Annotated in this window: 12 protein-coding genes and 1 pseudogene; 7 read left to right on the top strand and 6 right to left on the bottom strand. The window is 71.1% G+C overall.

The features are described from left to right. Window positions 1–418: 418 nt before the first annotated feature. Entirely contained in the window at window positions 419–1,879 is a 1,461-nt protein-coding gene (locus tag ACNTMW_RS23970; RefSeq protein ID WP_426636019.1) for an ABC transporter substrate-binding protein, read from the bottom strand. Beyond that, entirely contained in the window at window positions 1,834–3,435 is a 1,602-nt protein-coding gene (locus ACNTMW_RS23965) for a methyl-accepting chemotaxis protein (protein WP_426636018.1), read from the bottom strand. Before ACNTMW_RS23965 ends, ACNTMW_RS23970 begins: the two co-directional genes overlap by 46 nt. Window positions 3,436–3,820: 385 nt before the next feature. On the opposite strand from ACNTMW_RS23965, the gene ACNTMW_RS23960 reads away from it, so the two are divergent. The 4 genes from ACNTMW_RS23960 (at window position 3,821) to ACNTMW_RS23945 (ending at window position 7,019) form a co-directional block, all read left to right on the top strand. Continuing rightward, entirely contained in the window at window positions 3,821–4,333 is a 513-nt protein-coding gene (locus ACNTMW_RS23960) for a transposase family protein (RefSeq protein WP_426636017.1), read from the top strand. Beyond that, the gene (locus ACNTMW_RS23955; protein WP_426636016.1) at window positions 4,276–4,902 is read left to right on the top strand and encodes a transposase; all 627 of its coding nucleotides are present in this window, start codon (window positions 4,276–4,278) and stop codon (window positions 4,900–4,902) included. Before ACNTMW_RS23960 ends, ACNTMW_RS23955 begins: the two co-directional genes overlap by 58 nt. Before the next feature lie 142 nt (window positions 4,903–5,044). Continuing rightward, window positions 5,045–5,743 (top strand): nucleotidyltransferase family protein, encoded by a 699-nt coding sequence (locus tag ACNTMW_RS23950; RefSeq protein WP_426636015.1) that lies wholly within the window; start codon window positions 5,045–5,047, stop codon window positions 5,741–5,743. A 448-nt stretch (window positions 5,744–6,191) separates the two neighbouring features. Next, window positions 6,192–7,019 carry a DUF72 domain-containing protein gene (locus tag ACNTMW_RS23945; protein WP_426636026.1) on the top strand — a complete coding sequence of 276 codons (828 nt, stop codon included), beginning with the start codon at window positions 6,192–6,194 and terminating at the stop codon, window positions 7,017–7,019. Window positions 7,020–7,034: 15 nt separating this feature from the next. Here the strand turns inward: ACNTMW_RS23945 and ACNTMW_RS23940 are convergent, their stop codons facing one another. After that, window positions 7,035–7,910 carry a DUF72 domain-containing protein gene (locus ACNTMW_RS23940; RefSeq protein ID WP_426636014.1) on the bottom strand — a complete coding sequence of 292 codons (876 nt, stop codon included), beginning with the start codon at window positions 7,908–7,910 and terminating at the stop codon, window positions 7,035–7,037. Between the two features lie 153 nt (window positions 7,911–8,063). On the opposite strand from ACNTMW_RS23940, the gene ACNTMW_RS23935 reads away from it, so the two are divergent. The 3 genes from ACNTMW_RS23935 (at window position 8,064) to ACNTMW_RS23925 (ending at window position 10,567) form a co-directional block, all read left to right on the top strand. Next, window positions 8,064–9,044: a pirin family protein gene (locus ACNTMW_RS23935; RefSeq protein WP_426636013.1), complete on the top strand. Its 981-nt coding sequence runs from the start codon at window positions 8,064–8,066 to the stop codon at window positions 9,042–9,044. A gap of 337 nt (window positions 9,045–9,381) precedes the next feature. Continuing rightward, the gene (locus tag ACNTMW_RS23930; RefSeq protein WP_426636012.1) at window positions 9,382–9,885 is read left to right on the top strand and encodes a hypothetical protein; all 504 of its coding nucleotides are present in this window, start codon (window positions 9,382–9,384) and stop codon (window positions 9,883–9,885) included. Next, window positions 9,878–10,567, top strand: a complete 690-nt coding sequence (locus tag ACNTMW_RS23925; RefSeq protein WP_426636011.1) for a class F sortase — start codon at window positions 9,878–9,880, stop codon at window positions 10,565–10,567. Before ACNTMW_RS23930 ends, ACNTMW_RS23925 begins: the two co-directional genes overlap by 8 nt. Window positions 10,568–11,113: 546 nt before the next feature. Here ACNTMW_RS23925 and ACNTMW_RS23920 read toward each other — a convergent pair. From ACNTMW_RS23920 to ACNTMW_RS23910, 3 genes and pseudogenes are all read right to left on the bottom strand, one after another. After that, window positions 11,114–12,412 (bottom strand): annotated as a pseudogene (locus ACNTMW_RS23920) (copper resistance CopC family protein); the annotation flags it as partial. A 68-nt stretch (window positions 12,413–12,480) separates the two neighbouring features. Continuing rightward, complete coding sequence (locus tag ACNTMW_RS23915) at window positions 12,481–12,954, bottom strand: hypothetical protein (protein ID WP_426636010.1); 474 nt, start codon at window positions 12,952–12,954, stop codon at window positions 12,481–12,483. Between the two features lie 61 nt (window positions 12,955–13,015). Continuing rightward, complete coding sequence (locus tag ACNTMW_RS23910) at window positions 13,016–16,051, bottom strand: multicopper oxidase domain-containing protein (protein WP_426636009.1); 3,036 nt, start codon at window positions 16,049–16,051, stop codon at window positions 13,016–13,018. Window positions 16,052–16,070 lie beyond the last annotated feature (19 nt).

Here is a 16,070-nt window from a genome sequence, read left to right as displayed (position 1 = left end):
TTGCCGGTCTCGATCACCATCTGCACGGCCTCGGCTTTGAACTGTGGACTGTACCGGCGACGCTGCTCGGGCATGGACTCATCCTCTCAGGTCGGAGGACGTGTCCAAGATCCTTAGTACACCTCAGATTGCCTAATCCGCCGCATGGACGTGCCGCACGGTCCAGACCGAGCCGGATCCGTCCCATGGCGGCCGAGCACCCGCAGAGCACCCCACACCGCGGACATCAGGCCGGCAACGCCCTATTCGTGACCATCGTCCTTCGCGATTGCACCACTTCGACACAGGATGACAAAGCGGCCGGTCCGTCGGCTTCAGCGCCGTACGCAGTCGGCCGTCCTGGTGCTGATACCAGAGCAGGCGGTATGACTGGTGCCGCAGCCGAGCCACGAGGGGCGCCAGCGCACTTCGATCCGTGTCACCCGAATGGCTGTACCGCGGACTCGGTGGGCAGTTCCGGATGGTTGGGGGCGGCGACGATCACCGGTTCCCAGCGCCCGTTCTGATCGCGTCGCCACTGCGCACTCACAGCGGGCATGGCCGACACGCCCCGCACCGGGCCCGTCGCGAAGTTCACTGGTCCGGCGATCGTGTTGACACTCAGCGTCCGTAGCCGGTCGGCGACAGCGTGCTTGTCAGTGGTACCCGCCGAGGACAGGGCGGCGATGGCCACCTCGAACAGCGCGTGGACACAGCCGAGGATCTGCAACCACTGCTGGCCGGTGGTCCGCTCGAACTCCTCGGCGAGTTGCGCAGCCGTCTGCCGGGTCAGTGAGCTGGTGAACGGGAACTTGGGTGACCAGTAGACCCCTATCCCCACGTTCTGGCCGAGGGGGCCGACTGCTTGAATGCTGCCAGGGACGTCGACGGCTTTGGAGATGAAGGCGACCTTGGGCCGGTATCCGATCTGGGCCGCCTGCCGCAGAATCGTGGGCGCGTCCGGTGGGATGGGCAGGGCCAGCAGGATCTGCGCATCCTGGTCCTTCAGCGAGCGGAGCAACGGGCCGAAGTCGTTCGTACCGTCCTGGTACGGGCCGGGGTCGATCAGGGTGAAGCCGGCCTTCGCCAGAATCGGGCCGAAGCCGGTCTTGGGATCACGCCAGGCCGAGCCGTCCGGGTCGGCCGGCCACAGCGCCCCGACCCGGCGATTCGTCGGCACGGCCGAGATGAGCGCGGTGCAGGAGGCAGCGATGTCGGCCATGCCGAAGAAGTAGTGGAAGGTCCACTTGAACGGGGTGTCTGGGTTGCCGCCCCGGCCGAAGAAATACGGCTCCCAGGGCGCGCAGGTGGAGATGCAGGGCACCGCCTGCTTCTCGCAGACGTCAGCGACCGGATTGGTCGTGTCGGGGGTGGACGAGACGAGCATCAAGTCGATCTTTTCGTTCTTGACCAGGTCCTCGGCGGCGGCCGCCGCCCCTTCGGCCGTCGAACGGCTGTCTCGCACGATGACCTGAAGCGGGCGAGTGACCGATCCCAGCTGTACGCCGGAGGAGAAGCGGGCTCGCATCGAATCGACCACGAAGCTGTCCGACGCGGCGAAGTTCGAGAGCGGGCCGGTCTGCGGGCTGACGAAGCCGATCCGGATCGGCGCAGACGCCCGCGATGAGCCGGCGGCACGGGTGCCGCACCCGGCGAGCACGGCTGAGCCCGCGGCCGCTCCGACCATCCCGCCGAGGCGCAGAACCCGGCGTCGGGACAGGCCCGACGCCGACGATGTCCAAAGCCGTGACTCGCCACTCATGCTGTTCGCATCCCGTCTCGCTGTTCGCTGGACCACGATCGACGCCGTGCCAGACCAAGATCTGATGGTTTGGAAAAGGTGCCTTCGTAGGGTCAGACGCGAAACTGTCCGACCAACTGTTTGATCTCGACGCCCCACCGAAGCAGATCGGCCGCCGCCCGTCGGGTCTCGCCCACTCCCTGCGTCGTGACCTCGGCAGCCTGCGACACCTCGGCGATGGTCGTCGCTATCTCACCCGAACCCGTCGCCGCATCCGACACGCTACGGCTGATGTCAGCCGCGGTATCGGTCTGCTTCTCGACCGCACCCGCGATCGAGCTCTGGTATTCGCTGATCTGGCCCACCACCGCCGAGGTCTGGGCGATGGCCGAGATCACGCCGCGCGTCTCCTGCCGGATCGCCTCCACCCGCTGGCGGACCTCGTCGGTAGCGCTGGCCGTGTCCTGAGCGAGGTTCTTGACCTCGCCGGCGACGATGGCGAATCCTCGGCCCATTTCGCCCGCCCTGGCGGCTTCGATCGTCGCGTTGAGGGCGAGCAGATTGGTCTGCTTGGCGATACCGCTGATAACCTCGGTGATCTTGGTGATCTCCTCGCTCGCCTCGCCGAGCCGGTTCACCGTCGCCGTCACGGTTTCTGTGGTCGTGATCGCGGATGCGGCGAACCCCGCCGCCTGATGGGCAATTTCCGAGATCTCCCGCATCGAGGCGTTCATCTCCTCGGTACCGGCGGCGACCGCAGCGATCTGGTCGCTCACCTCACCGGCCACCGTGGACACGGCGACCGCCCGACCGCTGGTCAGGTGTGCTCCGCTCTCGATCGAGTGGCTGGTCGCGCCGAGCTCTTCGCCCGCGGTGACCATGGCCTGCGCTCCCTCGGCCAGCGTGCTCACCGTACTGCGCAGGTGGCTGACGGCCTTGATGAGGGCGCGGCTCATGTCGGCCAACTCGTCCTGGCCGCGTACCACCACCTCATGGGTGAGATCGCCGTCGGCGACCGACTCGAGCACCTGCGACACGTGGCGCAGTCGCCGGACGATTCCGTACGCCACCCACAGCGCCAGGGCGACCGATACCAGTACGCCGACCACCAGCAGGCCGACCACGGCCGCGCGGCCCGAGTTGTAGGAGCCTTCGGCGTCGGCCAGCGACGCACGGGCCCGCTCGCCCTCGAAACGCGTCAACCCGGTCAGCTCATCCAGCGCCTGATTGATCAGCGGCATCGCTTCCTCGTCCCGGACCGCCTTGTATGCAGCCAGGTCGCCGCGGGCCACCGCGCCGGCCATCTTCGTGTCGCGGACCATCCGGTACGCGTTGACCGCCGACCACAACTTCGTCACCAGTGCGTGCTTCTCCGGCCGGGCCCCGACCTCGGCGTAGGCGAACAGGTGCGTGTCGAGCGCGGTGTCATCGTTATTGATCTTCGTAATGAAGTCGGCGCGGTGGGCCTCGTCGCCGGACAGGCCGTAGTCGGCGGTGTCCGCCCGCATCGCCAGCAGCGCGATGCTCACCTGGGTCAGCTCCTGCAGCGGCGCGACGTTGGAGCTGCCGATGTCGCGCGCGCTGTTACGCACTCCCGTCAGCGCATACACACCCACGACGCCTACCGAGACCGCGGCAAGCGTCACGACACCCACCGCTGCAAGCACCTTGGCTCGAACGCCACGGCGCCCCAACCAACCGCGAACCCAAGTCACCGCTGTTCACTCTCCCTGCAGAGCCCGCCCGGGCGCGTGGCCTCGGCAGTAACAACATCGACACTGGCGACGGCGACTGAAATCAAATTTCGTGAACACGCCGTTGACACCCGGTCGCGCGCCCACAGTTCCGCTCTGACCTGGGGGAACAGGCCCACCGTCGGAGTCGGCTGTGCCCAGTGTCACTCCATGCCGCTACCGGAAGGCGGAGTGTCGTATCGGGGCCGCACACCTCCGGGTCGGCACCGTGGTGCTGCCGTCGGCGGCGGGTCGCCTGGCGTCATGTCATGGGACACGATTCCTCAGGCTCTGGCGCGAAGACGGTGGTGGTCAGTCCCCAGTGGTCGATGAGGGTGCGGCAGGCTGGCGCCGGTGTCGTTCCGATTTGATCAAGGTAGTGTTCCCGCAGCTGTCCGCGATGCTGATCGATGAGGTGGTTGAGCAGGGACAGGGTTTGCGGGTTCGGGCCCGGACACCGCCGGCGGCGGTGGCGTGCCCGCAGTGCGGGCAGCCGAGTACGCGGGTGCACGCCTATCACCTGCGATGTCTGGCCGATCTCCCGGTCGGCGGCCGCGGGGTGATCGTGGAGCTACGGGTGCGGCGTCTGGTCTGCCCGACCGCATCCTGCCCGCGGCGCACGTTCCGAGAGCAGGTGCCCGCGCTGGCGCGGCGGTGGGCGCGCCGGACCTGCCAGTTGACTGCGTTGATCGCCGACTTGGCGGTGGTCATGGCGGGGCGGGCCGGAGCAGCCGTGCTGGCCCGGCTGGGCGTGCGGGTCTCCCGATCCACGGTGCTGCGGGTGCTCATGGGCCTGCCCACCCGACGGGGCCGGCGCCGGCCGTGCTCAGCGTGGATGATTTCGCGCTGCGCCGCGGCCACCGGTATGCGACCTTGTTGATCGACGCGGTGTCCCATCGTCGCATCGAGGTGCTGCCCGATCGAAAATCCGCCACGTTGGCGGCGTGGCTGCGCAAGCATCCCGAGGTGGAAGTGGTCTGCCGGGACGGGTCGGCCGCCTACGCCGAGGCGATCCGCACGGGTGCGCCGCACGCGAGGCAGGTGTCCGACCGCTGGCACCTGTGGCACAACCTCGCCAAGGCGGTCGAGAAGACCGTGATCGCGCACAGCCACTGCTGGCACACCGGCCACCCCGGCAGACCCACGTGTTGGACGAACGCAGCAGGGCCCGGCACGCCGCCGTGCACGCCCTGCTCGGCCAGGGCGTCGGCCTGCTCGAATGCGCCCGCCGGCTCGGGTGGACCCTCAACACCGTCAAGCGCTATGCCCGCGCCGCCACCGCCGCAGACCTGCAGCGTCCCCCGAAGTACCGACGGAGGGCGCCAACACCAAGGTCAAATTCCTCAAGCGGCAGATGTACGGCCGAGCAGGATTCACCCTCCTACGCCAGCGGATCCTGCTCGCATAGGTCACCGGCCGCGACCACCGTTACCGTGCCAGAGCCTTTGATCGGACAGTCCCCCGGTAGCCGCTCCACCTTGGCGCCCTGGGCCAGGCCCTCGCCCCGGTGGGTGGGTCGAGGGCAGACGGGATGGCCGGGCTCTGGGGCTGGGGGCAGCGGCGAGCGAGCGATGCGTGGTAGCCATGGGACGTGATCGGTCGCCTTCCCCTGGACGAGCAGCTCGCCGCCCTGAAGACGGTGCTGTCCCGCAACGACGTGTTGCTGGAGGTGCTGAACCGGACCGCGTCGCTGGGGTTGCCTGGCTGGTACGTGACGGCGGGCTGCGTCTTTCAGACCGTGTGGAACGTCGTCACGGACAGGCCCCCGACCAGCGGGATCAAGGACTACGACGTCTTCTACTTCGACGGCAGCGACCTGTCGTGGGAAGCCGAGGACGCCGTGATTAAGGCAGGGAGGCAGGTCTTCAGTGATCTGCCGGTGGAGGTTGAGATCCGCAACGAGGCCCGAGTTCATCTCTGGTACGAGCAGAAGTTCGGGGTCCCGTGCGTTCCGTACGAGTCCACCGAGTCGGCGATCGACTCGTTCGCGGCGACGACCTGCTGCGTAGGGGTGCGACTGGAGCTTGATGGTGGGTGGCGGGTCTACGCGCCGCACGGGCTCTCCGACGTGTTCAACCTTGTCGTGCGCCCGAACCCGGTGCTCGCCCCGCGAGAGGTCTACCAGACCAAGTCATCCCGCTGGCAGCAGCAATGGCCGGAACTGACCGTGTTGGACTGGCCGGCTGCGCCCGCAACCGGGGTGGAGTCTTCGTCGAGAGTTGTACAGCCATCGGTACAGCCAAGCCGCCCGACCCAGGCCGACATCCACGGACGCCGGCAGACGCTCTGAGCAGGAGCACCGGCCTCCCACTACGCAGCCGCGATCTTCTCTTAACCTGATCCTGACCGACTCTTTGGTTCCCACCAATCCCCACAGATCGAATTGATGTACGTCATTCGCCACTCCCCCGCCGCGCGGGTCCACGTCGTCCCGCCAACGGTCGACCTGGCCACGGCGGTCGAGCACCCGCAGAGCACCCGACGCGGACGGCCATTGGCCGCCCGCGTACCAGCGCCGGACGACCGTCATGCCGACGTGGGCGACGGGAGCCACCGTCGCCGGCCCTGTACTCATCGGCAGCGTCGCCGGGGCTGTATACGGCGATCCGCGGCCCAGCTACCCCCGCCCGAGGCGCTGGCCACGACCTGACCCGGCGGTAGTCGCAGGCGGTACCGTTGGCGCCGCTGGCGAAACGTGAGGAAGGTGCCTGAGCATGCGTCTGCATGTCGGATGCGCGATGTGGACGCTCAAGTCCTGGCAGGGGCGGTTCCTGCCGCACCGACTGCCGTCCGACGAGCGTCTGCGGTCCTACGCCGGCTGGTGCAACGCGGTCGAGGGCAACACCACGTTCTACGCGACGCCGGACCGGACGACCGTGGCGTCGTGGGCACGCCAGACCGACCCCGACTTCCGGATCGTGGTCAAGCTGCCCAGGAGCATCACGCACGAACACCGTCTCACCGGCGTCGACGAGGAGGTTCGTGGTTTCCTGGATGCGATCGAGCCGCTCGGCCCGCGGGCCTGTGCCCTCTGGATCCAACTGCCCGGGTCATTCGCGCCCTCCGACGTCCCCACGCTCGCCCGCTTCCTGCGCCGGCTCCCCGATGCCCACCGGTACGCCGTGGAGGTCCGTCACCACGCCTTCTTCGACGACCCGCGGGCGACCCGTCTCCTCGAAGGGGTGCTCGCCACCGCGGACGCCGAATGGATTCCGTTCGATACGACCACCCTCTTCCGAAGCCCGCCGACCAGCGACGCGGAGCGGGACGCGTGGGCCAAGAAGCCGCGCACCCCGCTCCGTACGCTCGCGCTGACCGACCGGCCCGTCGTCCGCTACCTCGGCCGTGACGACCCCGAACGGACGATCGAGGGGTGGCGGCACTGGATCGACATCACCGTCGAGTGGCTGCGCGAGGGCCGCTCGCCGACCGTGTTCATCCACACGCCGGACAACGCCGACGCGCCGATGCTCGCCCGCCGCTTCCACGACGACGTGCGGGCGCGCCTACCCGAGCTGGAGGCGCTGCCCGAGCCGGAGCCGGTCGAGCCCCTGACCCTCTTCTGACGGTACGGCCGGGAGTCAGCGGTCGGCGTCGAGCAGGTTCACCATCGTGGCCGCGTTGCGCTGGGCGTTGTCACCGGCGCAGTTGTTGAACAGGACGTACGTGGTGTCGACGTCCTCGCCCAGCTCCCGCAGCCGGGGCGCCCACTCCGCCAGTTCGGCGTCGGAGTAGGAGTACCCGAACTTCTCCTGGATGTCGTGGCTGGTCCACTTGTCGCTGTGGCCGTGGAACCGCACCACGGCGAGATCCGAGGTCGCGGCCAGCACCGGCGGCACCGACGACGGGTACCCCTGCGGCATGTCCACGCCCACGAAGGGCAGGTCGTGCTCGCGCAGGAAGCCGAGGGTCTCCTCGGCGTTGTCGGCCTCGAACCAGGAGTGGTGCCGGAACTCCACCGCCACCCGCATCGGCTTGCAGCGCGCGGCGACCTCGAGGAGGTACTGCTTGTTGGAGGAGCGGATGGTGAACCACGGCGGGAACTGGAACAGGATCACGCCGAGTTTTCCGGCGTCGGCGAGCGGCTCGAGCGCCGACAGGAACCGGCTCCACAGGTCCTCGTACACCTGCGGCGCGAGGTCCCTGGGGTAGATGGTCTTCTTGTCGGTGTCCGGGCGCAGGTCTGTGGGTAGCGCCGTCGGCTTGGCCGGGTGGCCGGTCAGCAGGCTGAACGCCTTGACGTTGAAGGTGAAGCTGTCCGGGGTACGCTGCGCCCACAGCCGGGCGGTCTGCTCGGCCGGCGGCGCGTAGTAGGTGGCGTCCACCTCCACCAGCGGAAACTGGCGCGCGTAGTAGGCCAGCCGCTTCTCGGCCGTGTTCGCCGTGCTCGGATACCAGCCGGAGGCCAGGAGCGTCTTGTCGGTCCACGACGCGGTGCCCACCCGGATCCCACCCACGCGTCAAGTTCACCTCGCGCCGGGTATGCCGGCAACTCGAGCGGTCGATGGAACACGGTCATCGAACTTTGTTGCGTTGCTGATTTTTGCTTGAGCAAGTAAAGTGGTGCCCGCCGCCGGGCAGACCGCCCGGCCATCCGTCGGGAGGGCCTCATGCCTGCTGTCACCGTCGACGACATCCTCGTGCTTCCCCGGGTGCCGGCCGCGGACCCGGCGACCGCGCGGCAGCGGCCGGTGGCCTCGGTCACGACGGCCCCGCGCGGCTTCGAGGGCGAGGGCTTCCCGGTCCGGCGCGCGTTCGCCGGCGTCGACCTGCGCGCGCTCGACCCGTTCATCCACATGGACCAGATGGGCGAAGTACTGTACGAGGCGGGCGAGCCCAAGGGCACCCCGTGGCACCCGCACCGCGGCTTCGAGACCGTCACGTACATGATCGACGGCGAGATGGCGCACTCCGACTCCAACGGCGGCGGCGGGCTCATCGGCGGCGGCGACACCCAGTGGATGACCGCCGGAGCCGGGATCCTGCACATCGAAACCCCACCGGAGCACCTGGTGGCGAGCGGTGGCCTGTTCCACGGCTTCCAGCTGTGGGTCAACCTGCCGAAGGCGCTGAAGTTCGCACCACCGCGCTACCAGGACATCCGCGCCGGGAACGTGGCCCTGCTGGCGTCGGCCGACGGCGGCGCGCTGCTGCGGGTCATCGCCGGCGAGGTCGCCGGGCACACCGGCCCGGGTTCGACCCACACCCCGATCACCCTGGTGCACGCGACGGTCAGCCCGGGCGCCTCGGTATCGCTGCCGTGGCGTGCCGACTTCAACGCCCTCGCGTACGTGCTGGGCGGTCGCGGCACCGTCGGCGCCGAGCGGCGCCCGATCGAGGCCGGCCAGCTGGCCGTCTTCGGCGCGGGCGACACGGTGACGGTCGCCGCCGACACCCACCAGGACAGCCACAGCCCCGCACTCGACGTGCTGTTCCTCGGCGGACTGCCGATCCGCGAGCCGGTCGTCGCGTACGGGCCGTTCGTGATGAACACCAAGGCCGAGCTGATCCAGGCGTTCGAGGACTACCAGAAGGGTCGGCTCGGCAGCATCCCGGCCGCCCACGCCGACGTGCACGGCCAGGCCGACTGACAGCCCCGGCCAGACCCCGGCGGGGGGTACGGCGGCCTCCGCCACCCGGCTCCTCCGCCACCCGGCTCCTCCGCCGGCCGAGTGGGGATTGCGGTGTCCCATACCATCGCAATCCCCACTCGGCCGGCGGAGGCCTTTCATTCAGTCGGCGGCGCGGTGGATAGCCCACCACCGTCGGGGTAGCTCACACACCGTCGGCCTCACACCGCGGGAGTAGCTCACCCGCTCGCACATTTCCCACGGCCGGCACGGTTTCGCACCACGCGTGGTCACGGTTAGACCCCAGCAGTTCCAGGTCAGTACCCCGACTCTGCGATCCAAAGGGGAAGTGGTGCACATGACCATCAACGAAGCAACCCCGCACGAGACCGGCCGTCCCGCCCGCCGGAGCCGGACCTGGCTCGGCCTGATCGCGGCGACGTCGCTCACGGCGATGGTGCTGGGAGGCACCGGCGCGGCCGCGATGGCCAGCGCCGCACAGGGGACGCCCGCGCAGCGGCCGGCCGAGGATCCGACCACCCCGGCCGCCACCGACTCGACGACGGCACCCAACCCCGACCCGACCACCCCGTCGACGACCGACGAGACGACGGCGCCCAACCCCGACCCGTCGACGACGACGGTCGGATGCGCCGGCTTGACGCAGACTCCGGCGCCGGGCTGCCCGACGCCGACTCCGACGACCTCCACCGCTGTCGCGACACCGACCGGCGCACCCGCTGCCGGTGGTGGCGGTACGGCCCGGTCCAACGCCACGTTCGTGACGACCCTGACCGCCGCACTGATCCTCGCTCCGATCGGCATCGCCCTGACCCGGCGGCGTCACCTCACGCATGAGTGAACGCCTGCACCGACTGGACCGTGGCGCCGGCGTGATCGGCACGGCCGCCGCCGTGGTCACCCTGGCCGCGTTGGCCGCGGTGACCGCGCGGATGCCGGTCACGTCCGGCCCCGGCGGACCGGTCCGGGCCGTCCCACCGGTCGCCCCGCAGGCGACGGCGGGGCGGCCCGCGGCCCCGCTGCCCCGGGCGGTCCCGGTCCGGGTGTCGATCCCCGCCATCGACGCGGCGTCGTCGCTGATCCCGCTCGGGTTGAACCCGGACCGGACGGTTCAGGTGCCTCCCCTGGAGAACCCGATGCAGGCCGGCTGGTACTCCCTCGGCCCGACCCCGGGAGAGGCGGGCGCGAGCGTGATCCTCGGCCACGTGGACGGGTACCACGAACCGGGCGTGTTCTTCCGGCTGAGCGACCTGCGCCCCGGTGACCGTGTCCTGGTCACCCGGCAGGACGGGAAGACCGCCCGGTTCGTGGTCTACCGGACCGAGCAGGTACCCAAGGACGACTTCCCCACCGGGCGGGTCTACGGTGCCGCGCCCGGCCCGGAGCTACGCCTGATCACCTGCGGCGGCAGCTTCGATCGGGAGTCCGGAAACTACCGCGACAACATCATCGTCTACGCCCGGCTGACCGGGACCGGGACCGGGACCGGGACCGGGACCGGGACCGGGACCGGGACCGGCTGACCGGCGTGGGACCGGGGTGGGCCGACCGGGTCGGGACCAGGGTGGACGGTAGCGCCACGCCAGGCCGACCAGCGCCCCGGCCGCGACCAGCAGCGCGAGTACCGTCACCACCGGCGTGAGCGGGGCCGCCGAGACGACCGGGACGGCACCGGCGCCGCCACCCGCCACGCCCCACTCGTGCGAGTCGGTGACCGCGGGCAGCCCGTCACGCAGGACCGTGACCGAGACCTTCCACGCCCCGGCGGCGCGGATGTCGTCGGTCGACACCGCCCACGACCCGTCCGGCGCGCGCGTCACCGGATGGACGGACTGGGTACCGTCGGGCGCCCGCAGCACCACCGACACCCCGCTGATCGGGGCGAGGGCCGGTCGCCGGGTGTCGGCCACCGTGATGGTGATGACGTTGCGCCCGGGGATGTTCGGCCGGATCGCCACCGTGTCGACCAGATCGGCCACCTGTCCGCTGACCTGTGGCGTGATCGTCACCGCGGCGGCCGCCTCGAAGCGCGGCCCGCGGGCCGGGCCGGCCGAGGCGAGCGCCCCGGCGAGCACCAGCACGACGAGCAACGCGGCCGCCTCGGTGACCAGGCCCCGCACCGGCACGGTACCGGCGGTCCGCAGTCGCCGCGCCGTCCGCAGCCCGAGCAGGCCGGCCACCCCGACTCCGGCGACCTTGGCCAACAGCAGCAACCCGTACGGCGTGGTCAGCAACGCGTCCACGGTCGCTACCTGGGCTCCGGTCAGCAGCAGCCCGGTGGCGGCCAGCGCCACGACCGACGCCACGGCGACGGCGGCGAAGGCCCGCAACAGTGCCTTGACGTGCGCGGCGCGCTCCGGGCCGGACCGCAGCACCGGCACCAGCGCGAGCGCCGCTGCTCCGACACCGCCGGCCCAGGCGCCGGCCGCCAGCACGTGTACCACCGACGCGACCAGGAACGGACCGCCGACCCGGTGGCCGAGCAGCGCGGTGCCCGTGGCCGCCGCCACCGCCCCGACGCCGCCGAGGATGACCGCGCCGACGGCCGGCGTGCCCGCGCCCGATCCGGGGCCACCGGACAACGGCGTCACGGAGCCACCGGACAACGGCGTCACGGGGCCACCGGACGACGGCGTCACGGCGGAACCGGCCGCCTCCCGGGCGCGCAGGCCGGCCCGAGCCCACAGCACCGCGACCGTCACCGCGAACACGCCGAGTTCGCGGGCGAGCCACCGCCCGCTGAACGCCTCGCGCACCAACAGCCCCCTGCCGGTGCCGGCGTACACCTGGGCGACCAACTGGCCGGGCGTGGCCACCAGGGCGAGGAAACCGCCGCTGGTCGCGACGTCGAGCAGTCGCCGACGCAGGCCGGTGCCGGTGCCGGCCACCAGCAGCGCCAGCGCCGCCCCGCCGAGCAGCGTCGACAGGCCGAGCAGGCCGAGGCCGCGCAGCGCGGCCTCGGCGGGTACCGGGGCGCCGGGGCCGGGGGCCGGCCGGGCCAGCGGTACCTCCCGCTGCACCCCGAAGACCAGGTTGCCGCTGGTGACGTGCAGGTCGTCGGTGGACAGTGTCCGCCACGTCACGTGGTACACGTTGGCCGGCAGCCGGGGCAGCCCGACCACGATGTCGACCGGGGTCTCGGTACCGCCGGCCAGCACGGCGCCGCCGTCGGACGCCGCGCGCAGCGTGACGGAGGTGGGCGTGTACCGCGTGCCGTCGCCGTCGACGACGTCGACGTGGGTGGCCGACAGTTCCACCCGCTCGGTGAAGCTGAGCGTCAGCACCTCCGGGGCGGACGCGAGCACCGACCCGTCGCCGGGTGCGCTGCGGGCGAGGTACGCGTGGGCGCTGGCCGCCGTGGCCGGCATCAGCAGCGGCGCGAACGCGCCGAGCAGGACGGCCACGACGCCGAGCGGAAACAGCCGGCGCACGGCGTTCACCGGACCGGCACGTGGGAGAGCTTGCGCGACCCGGTCGAGATTTCGATCTTGTCGCCGCGCTTGATCGCGTTCTTGTTGTTGAGGTACAGGATGTAGTACGTCTGCCCCGGGCGTAGCTCGTGGCCCTGTTTCATGAGCGCCGTCCGCCAGGCGGTCTTGCCGTTCTTCTCGTTCTTGAGCAGCGGCGGATGCTTGACGTCGTTCTGGAACGCCGACGCCCGCTGGGTGTCGAGCACCGTGTAGCGGATCTCGACGAGGCCGCCGTCGCCGACCAGGGCCGCCTGGGTGATGCGTACGCCGAGGTGCGCCTCCATCTTGCCGTCCTGCGGCACGGCGTAGCCGCCCTTGGCGTCGGCGGCGCCGGCGAAGCGCCACCCGACGGCGGCGACGAAGCCGAGCGCGAGCAGCACGATCATGATCCGGCCGGCCTGCCGCCGGATCACCGGGGACCAGTGGGTCACGAGGGTCATCGGGTCTCCTTCGAGGACGGTGTGGGGGCCGGGGCCCGGCCCCCACACCAGGTCGGTCGGGTCAGCGGTTGGAGGTGTAGTTGTCGATCGCCGCGGTACCGGACACCGCGCCGGTGCCACTCGCCGCGACCACGCCGAGCGCCGCGGACTCGATCCTGTTCGCCGACGTGTTGCCGGTGGCCGTGCCGACGCCCGAGCCCTCCACCGACAGGGTGGCGGTGCCGTTGGTGGCATTCGCCCAGTCGACCCGGACCGTGACGGCCGTCTTCGGTACGGTCGACCAGGCGGAGTACTTCCAGCCGGTGGACGTCTGCACGCCGACCCGCAACTGGCTGACCCCGGCGGTGGTCGTCTGGTACTGGACGGTCAGCACCGCGGCACCCGTCGACGAGCGGCCCTGGAACAGGTCGATGACCGTGCCGTTGGTGCTGTACGTGCCGGCGGCGAAGCCGAACTGCGCGTGCAGGGTCCGCTCGGCGGCCGGGGTGTTGTCCACCACGTACGCCGGGGTCTTCCCGGTGACGATCAGGGCGTTGGAGTTGCTGAACGCCGCCGACGGGCTGACCTGCACCGTGCCCACCCGCTGGGACCACGCGTTGGCGTTGCCGCTGTCGAAGGTGTCGGCGAAGATCTGCGTCGCCGGGTTGACCGTCACCGTCGTGGCGACCGCCTTATTCCAGTTGCCGGCCGCGTCCTTCGCCCGTACCCAGAAGGTGTGGTTACCGTTGGCCAGGCCGGACACGGTGACCGACAGTCCCGCCGTGGCCGGTCCGGTCGCCGTCACGGTCACCGGCTTGCCGAAGCCGACTCCGGGGTCGGCGCCCTCGTACCACTCCGCCGCCGCGATGCCGCTCTGCGTGTCGGTGGCGTTGGCCGTCAGCGAGACCGTACCCGCCGAACGCGGCACGCCGGCGAGCGCCGACACGACCGGCGCGACCCGGTCCACCGTGAACGTCAGGGCGGTGAGCGGACCCCAGTTGCCGGCCGCGTCCCGCGCGTGCACCAGGATCTGGTGCGACCCGTCGGCGAACCGGTTCAGCTCGCTGAGCGGCACCAGACCGTACGTGTTCTCGGTGGCGGTGTCGAACGAGCCGTCCAGCGACTGGAACGTGAACCCGGCGCCGTTGGCCCCGGCCGTGTCGATGAAGCCCTCGGCCGCCGCTATGCCCGAGTTCACGCCGCCGGAGACGGCATCGGTGAACGCCGCGTTGATCCGCAGGTAGGTCGGGTCGGACGGGGAGCCGTTCCTACCGTTGGTGGTCGACGGCACCACCGCGCCCTGCAGCATCGTCGGGCCGGTACGGTCGACGATCAGGTCCACCATCGCCATCGGACCCCACAGGCCGGCCGAGTCCCGGCTGTGCACCAGGATGCTGTGCCTGCCCTCGGCCAGCCCCGCGACCGTGGCCGCCGGGACCGTACCCGTCTCGGCCACCACCTTCGCGCCGGGCTGACCGAGCGTGAGCGGCTTGCCCGTGCCGTTCTCGCCGACCGAGTCGACGAAGTACTCCGCCGCGGTGACGGTGCCACCGACCGCGCTGTCGTCACCGGTCGCGCTCACGGCGAGGTCGGCGAGGCCCGCGGTCGGGTTGGGGGTGACGACGAGTCCGGTGGTCGCCGCCCCGGTGACCGCGAGGTTCACCGTCGTGGAGTTGACCACGCCCCAGTTGCCGGCGCTGTCGTGGGCGCGTACCCACAGCGTGTGCCGGCCCTGGGTCAGCTTCTGCAGGTCGGCCGGGGCTACGGTCGCCGTCGCGCCGGTGACCGTGGTGGCGCCGAAGGTGCCCTGGAACGGCGTGCCGGTGCCCTCGCCGATGCTCAGGTCGTCGACGACGACCTCGGCCCGGTCGACGGTGGAGCCGCCGTTCGGCACGTCGGTGAAGTCGGCCGTCACCGTCAGCGGGTTGAGCGCCGACGCGGGGTCCGGTGCCGCGGACACCCGCGTCGTGACCGGGCCGACGTGGTCGCCGCTGGGCGGCTGCGGGTTGGTGTCCAGGAAGGTCATCATCCCGCCGAACGCCGACTGTGGGCTGACCCCGACCTTCACCGCGCCGTACCGCTGGCCGTTGTTGTTGAGCTGGCCGCCGGACTCGTACACGATGAACCGGCGCCCGTCCGGCCCGCCGGGCACCGTCACCACGGCGTCCACCGTGTTGCCCGGCGCCAGCGGTACGGTCACCGCCGCCTCCGGGTACCCGGTGGGCCGGGAGTCCTGCCCGACCACGAGCTGGTCGACGCCGAGCGTCGTCATGGGGTGCGCGAGCACGCCCGCGTTGACGTAGCGCAGCAGGACCGTGCGGCCGACGTCGGTGGCGACCGGCTCGGTCTCCGGGAACGCCTTGCCGTTGATCAGACGGTACTTGGGCGCCACCGCGCGCAGGTCGAACGAGTACGGGTCGGCGCTGGTGTTCAGGGCCGGGTCGACCTCGGTCAGCACCATCACCGCCTCGTCGTCGTACCCGGAAGCCGTGTCGCCGTAGGCGCTGGGCCGGCCACCGGCCGCCGGTGCCCGGACCACCATCGCGCCGACGAGCCCCATCGCCGCCTGGCGACCGCCGTCCGGGGTGTGCCCGGCCTCGTACAGGTACGTGCCGGGGCGGTTCGCGGTGAACGTGTACGCCCGGCTCGCACCGGGTGCCGCACCGACGGTGTCCGGGGCGACCCCGGTCATCGCCGGCAGCGCCAGCGACAGGTTGCGGCTCAATCCGTTGTGGACGGTGATGGTCACGGTGTCACCCTGGTCGACGACGAGCACCGGGCCCGGCGAGGTCGCCGTGGCGTCCGCGGTGGAGGCGAATCCCCAGATCGGTACCGGGTCGGCCAGGCCCGGCAGGACGGCCGTCGACGGCTTGGCCCACAGGTCGCAGGTGGCGCTGGTACCGGTGATGGCGCAGCCCGTCTGCGCCAGCGTCCGCTGCGGCGGCGCAGGCGAAGCCTCGGGCGCGAAGGCCGGGGCGGCGGGTGCTGCGGGCACTGCCGGGGCGGCGGGTGCTGCGGGCACTGCCGGGGCGGCGTACGCGGCCGCCGTCGGCGTCGCGACGGTGAGCGCCGCGGCGGCAAACACCGTGCCGCGCAGCGCAACGTTCACGAGGTTCATCGTCAGGGATCCCTTCGCC

Source organism: Planosporangium spinosum (genome assembly GCF_049999945.1).
Lineage (GTDB): Bacteria > Actinomycetota > Actinomycetes > Mycobacteriales > Micromonosporaceae > Planosporangium > Planosporangium spinosum.
This window is presented reverse-complemented; position numbering and strand designations above follow the sequence as displayed.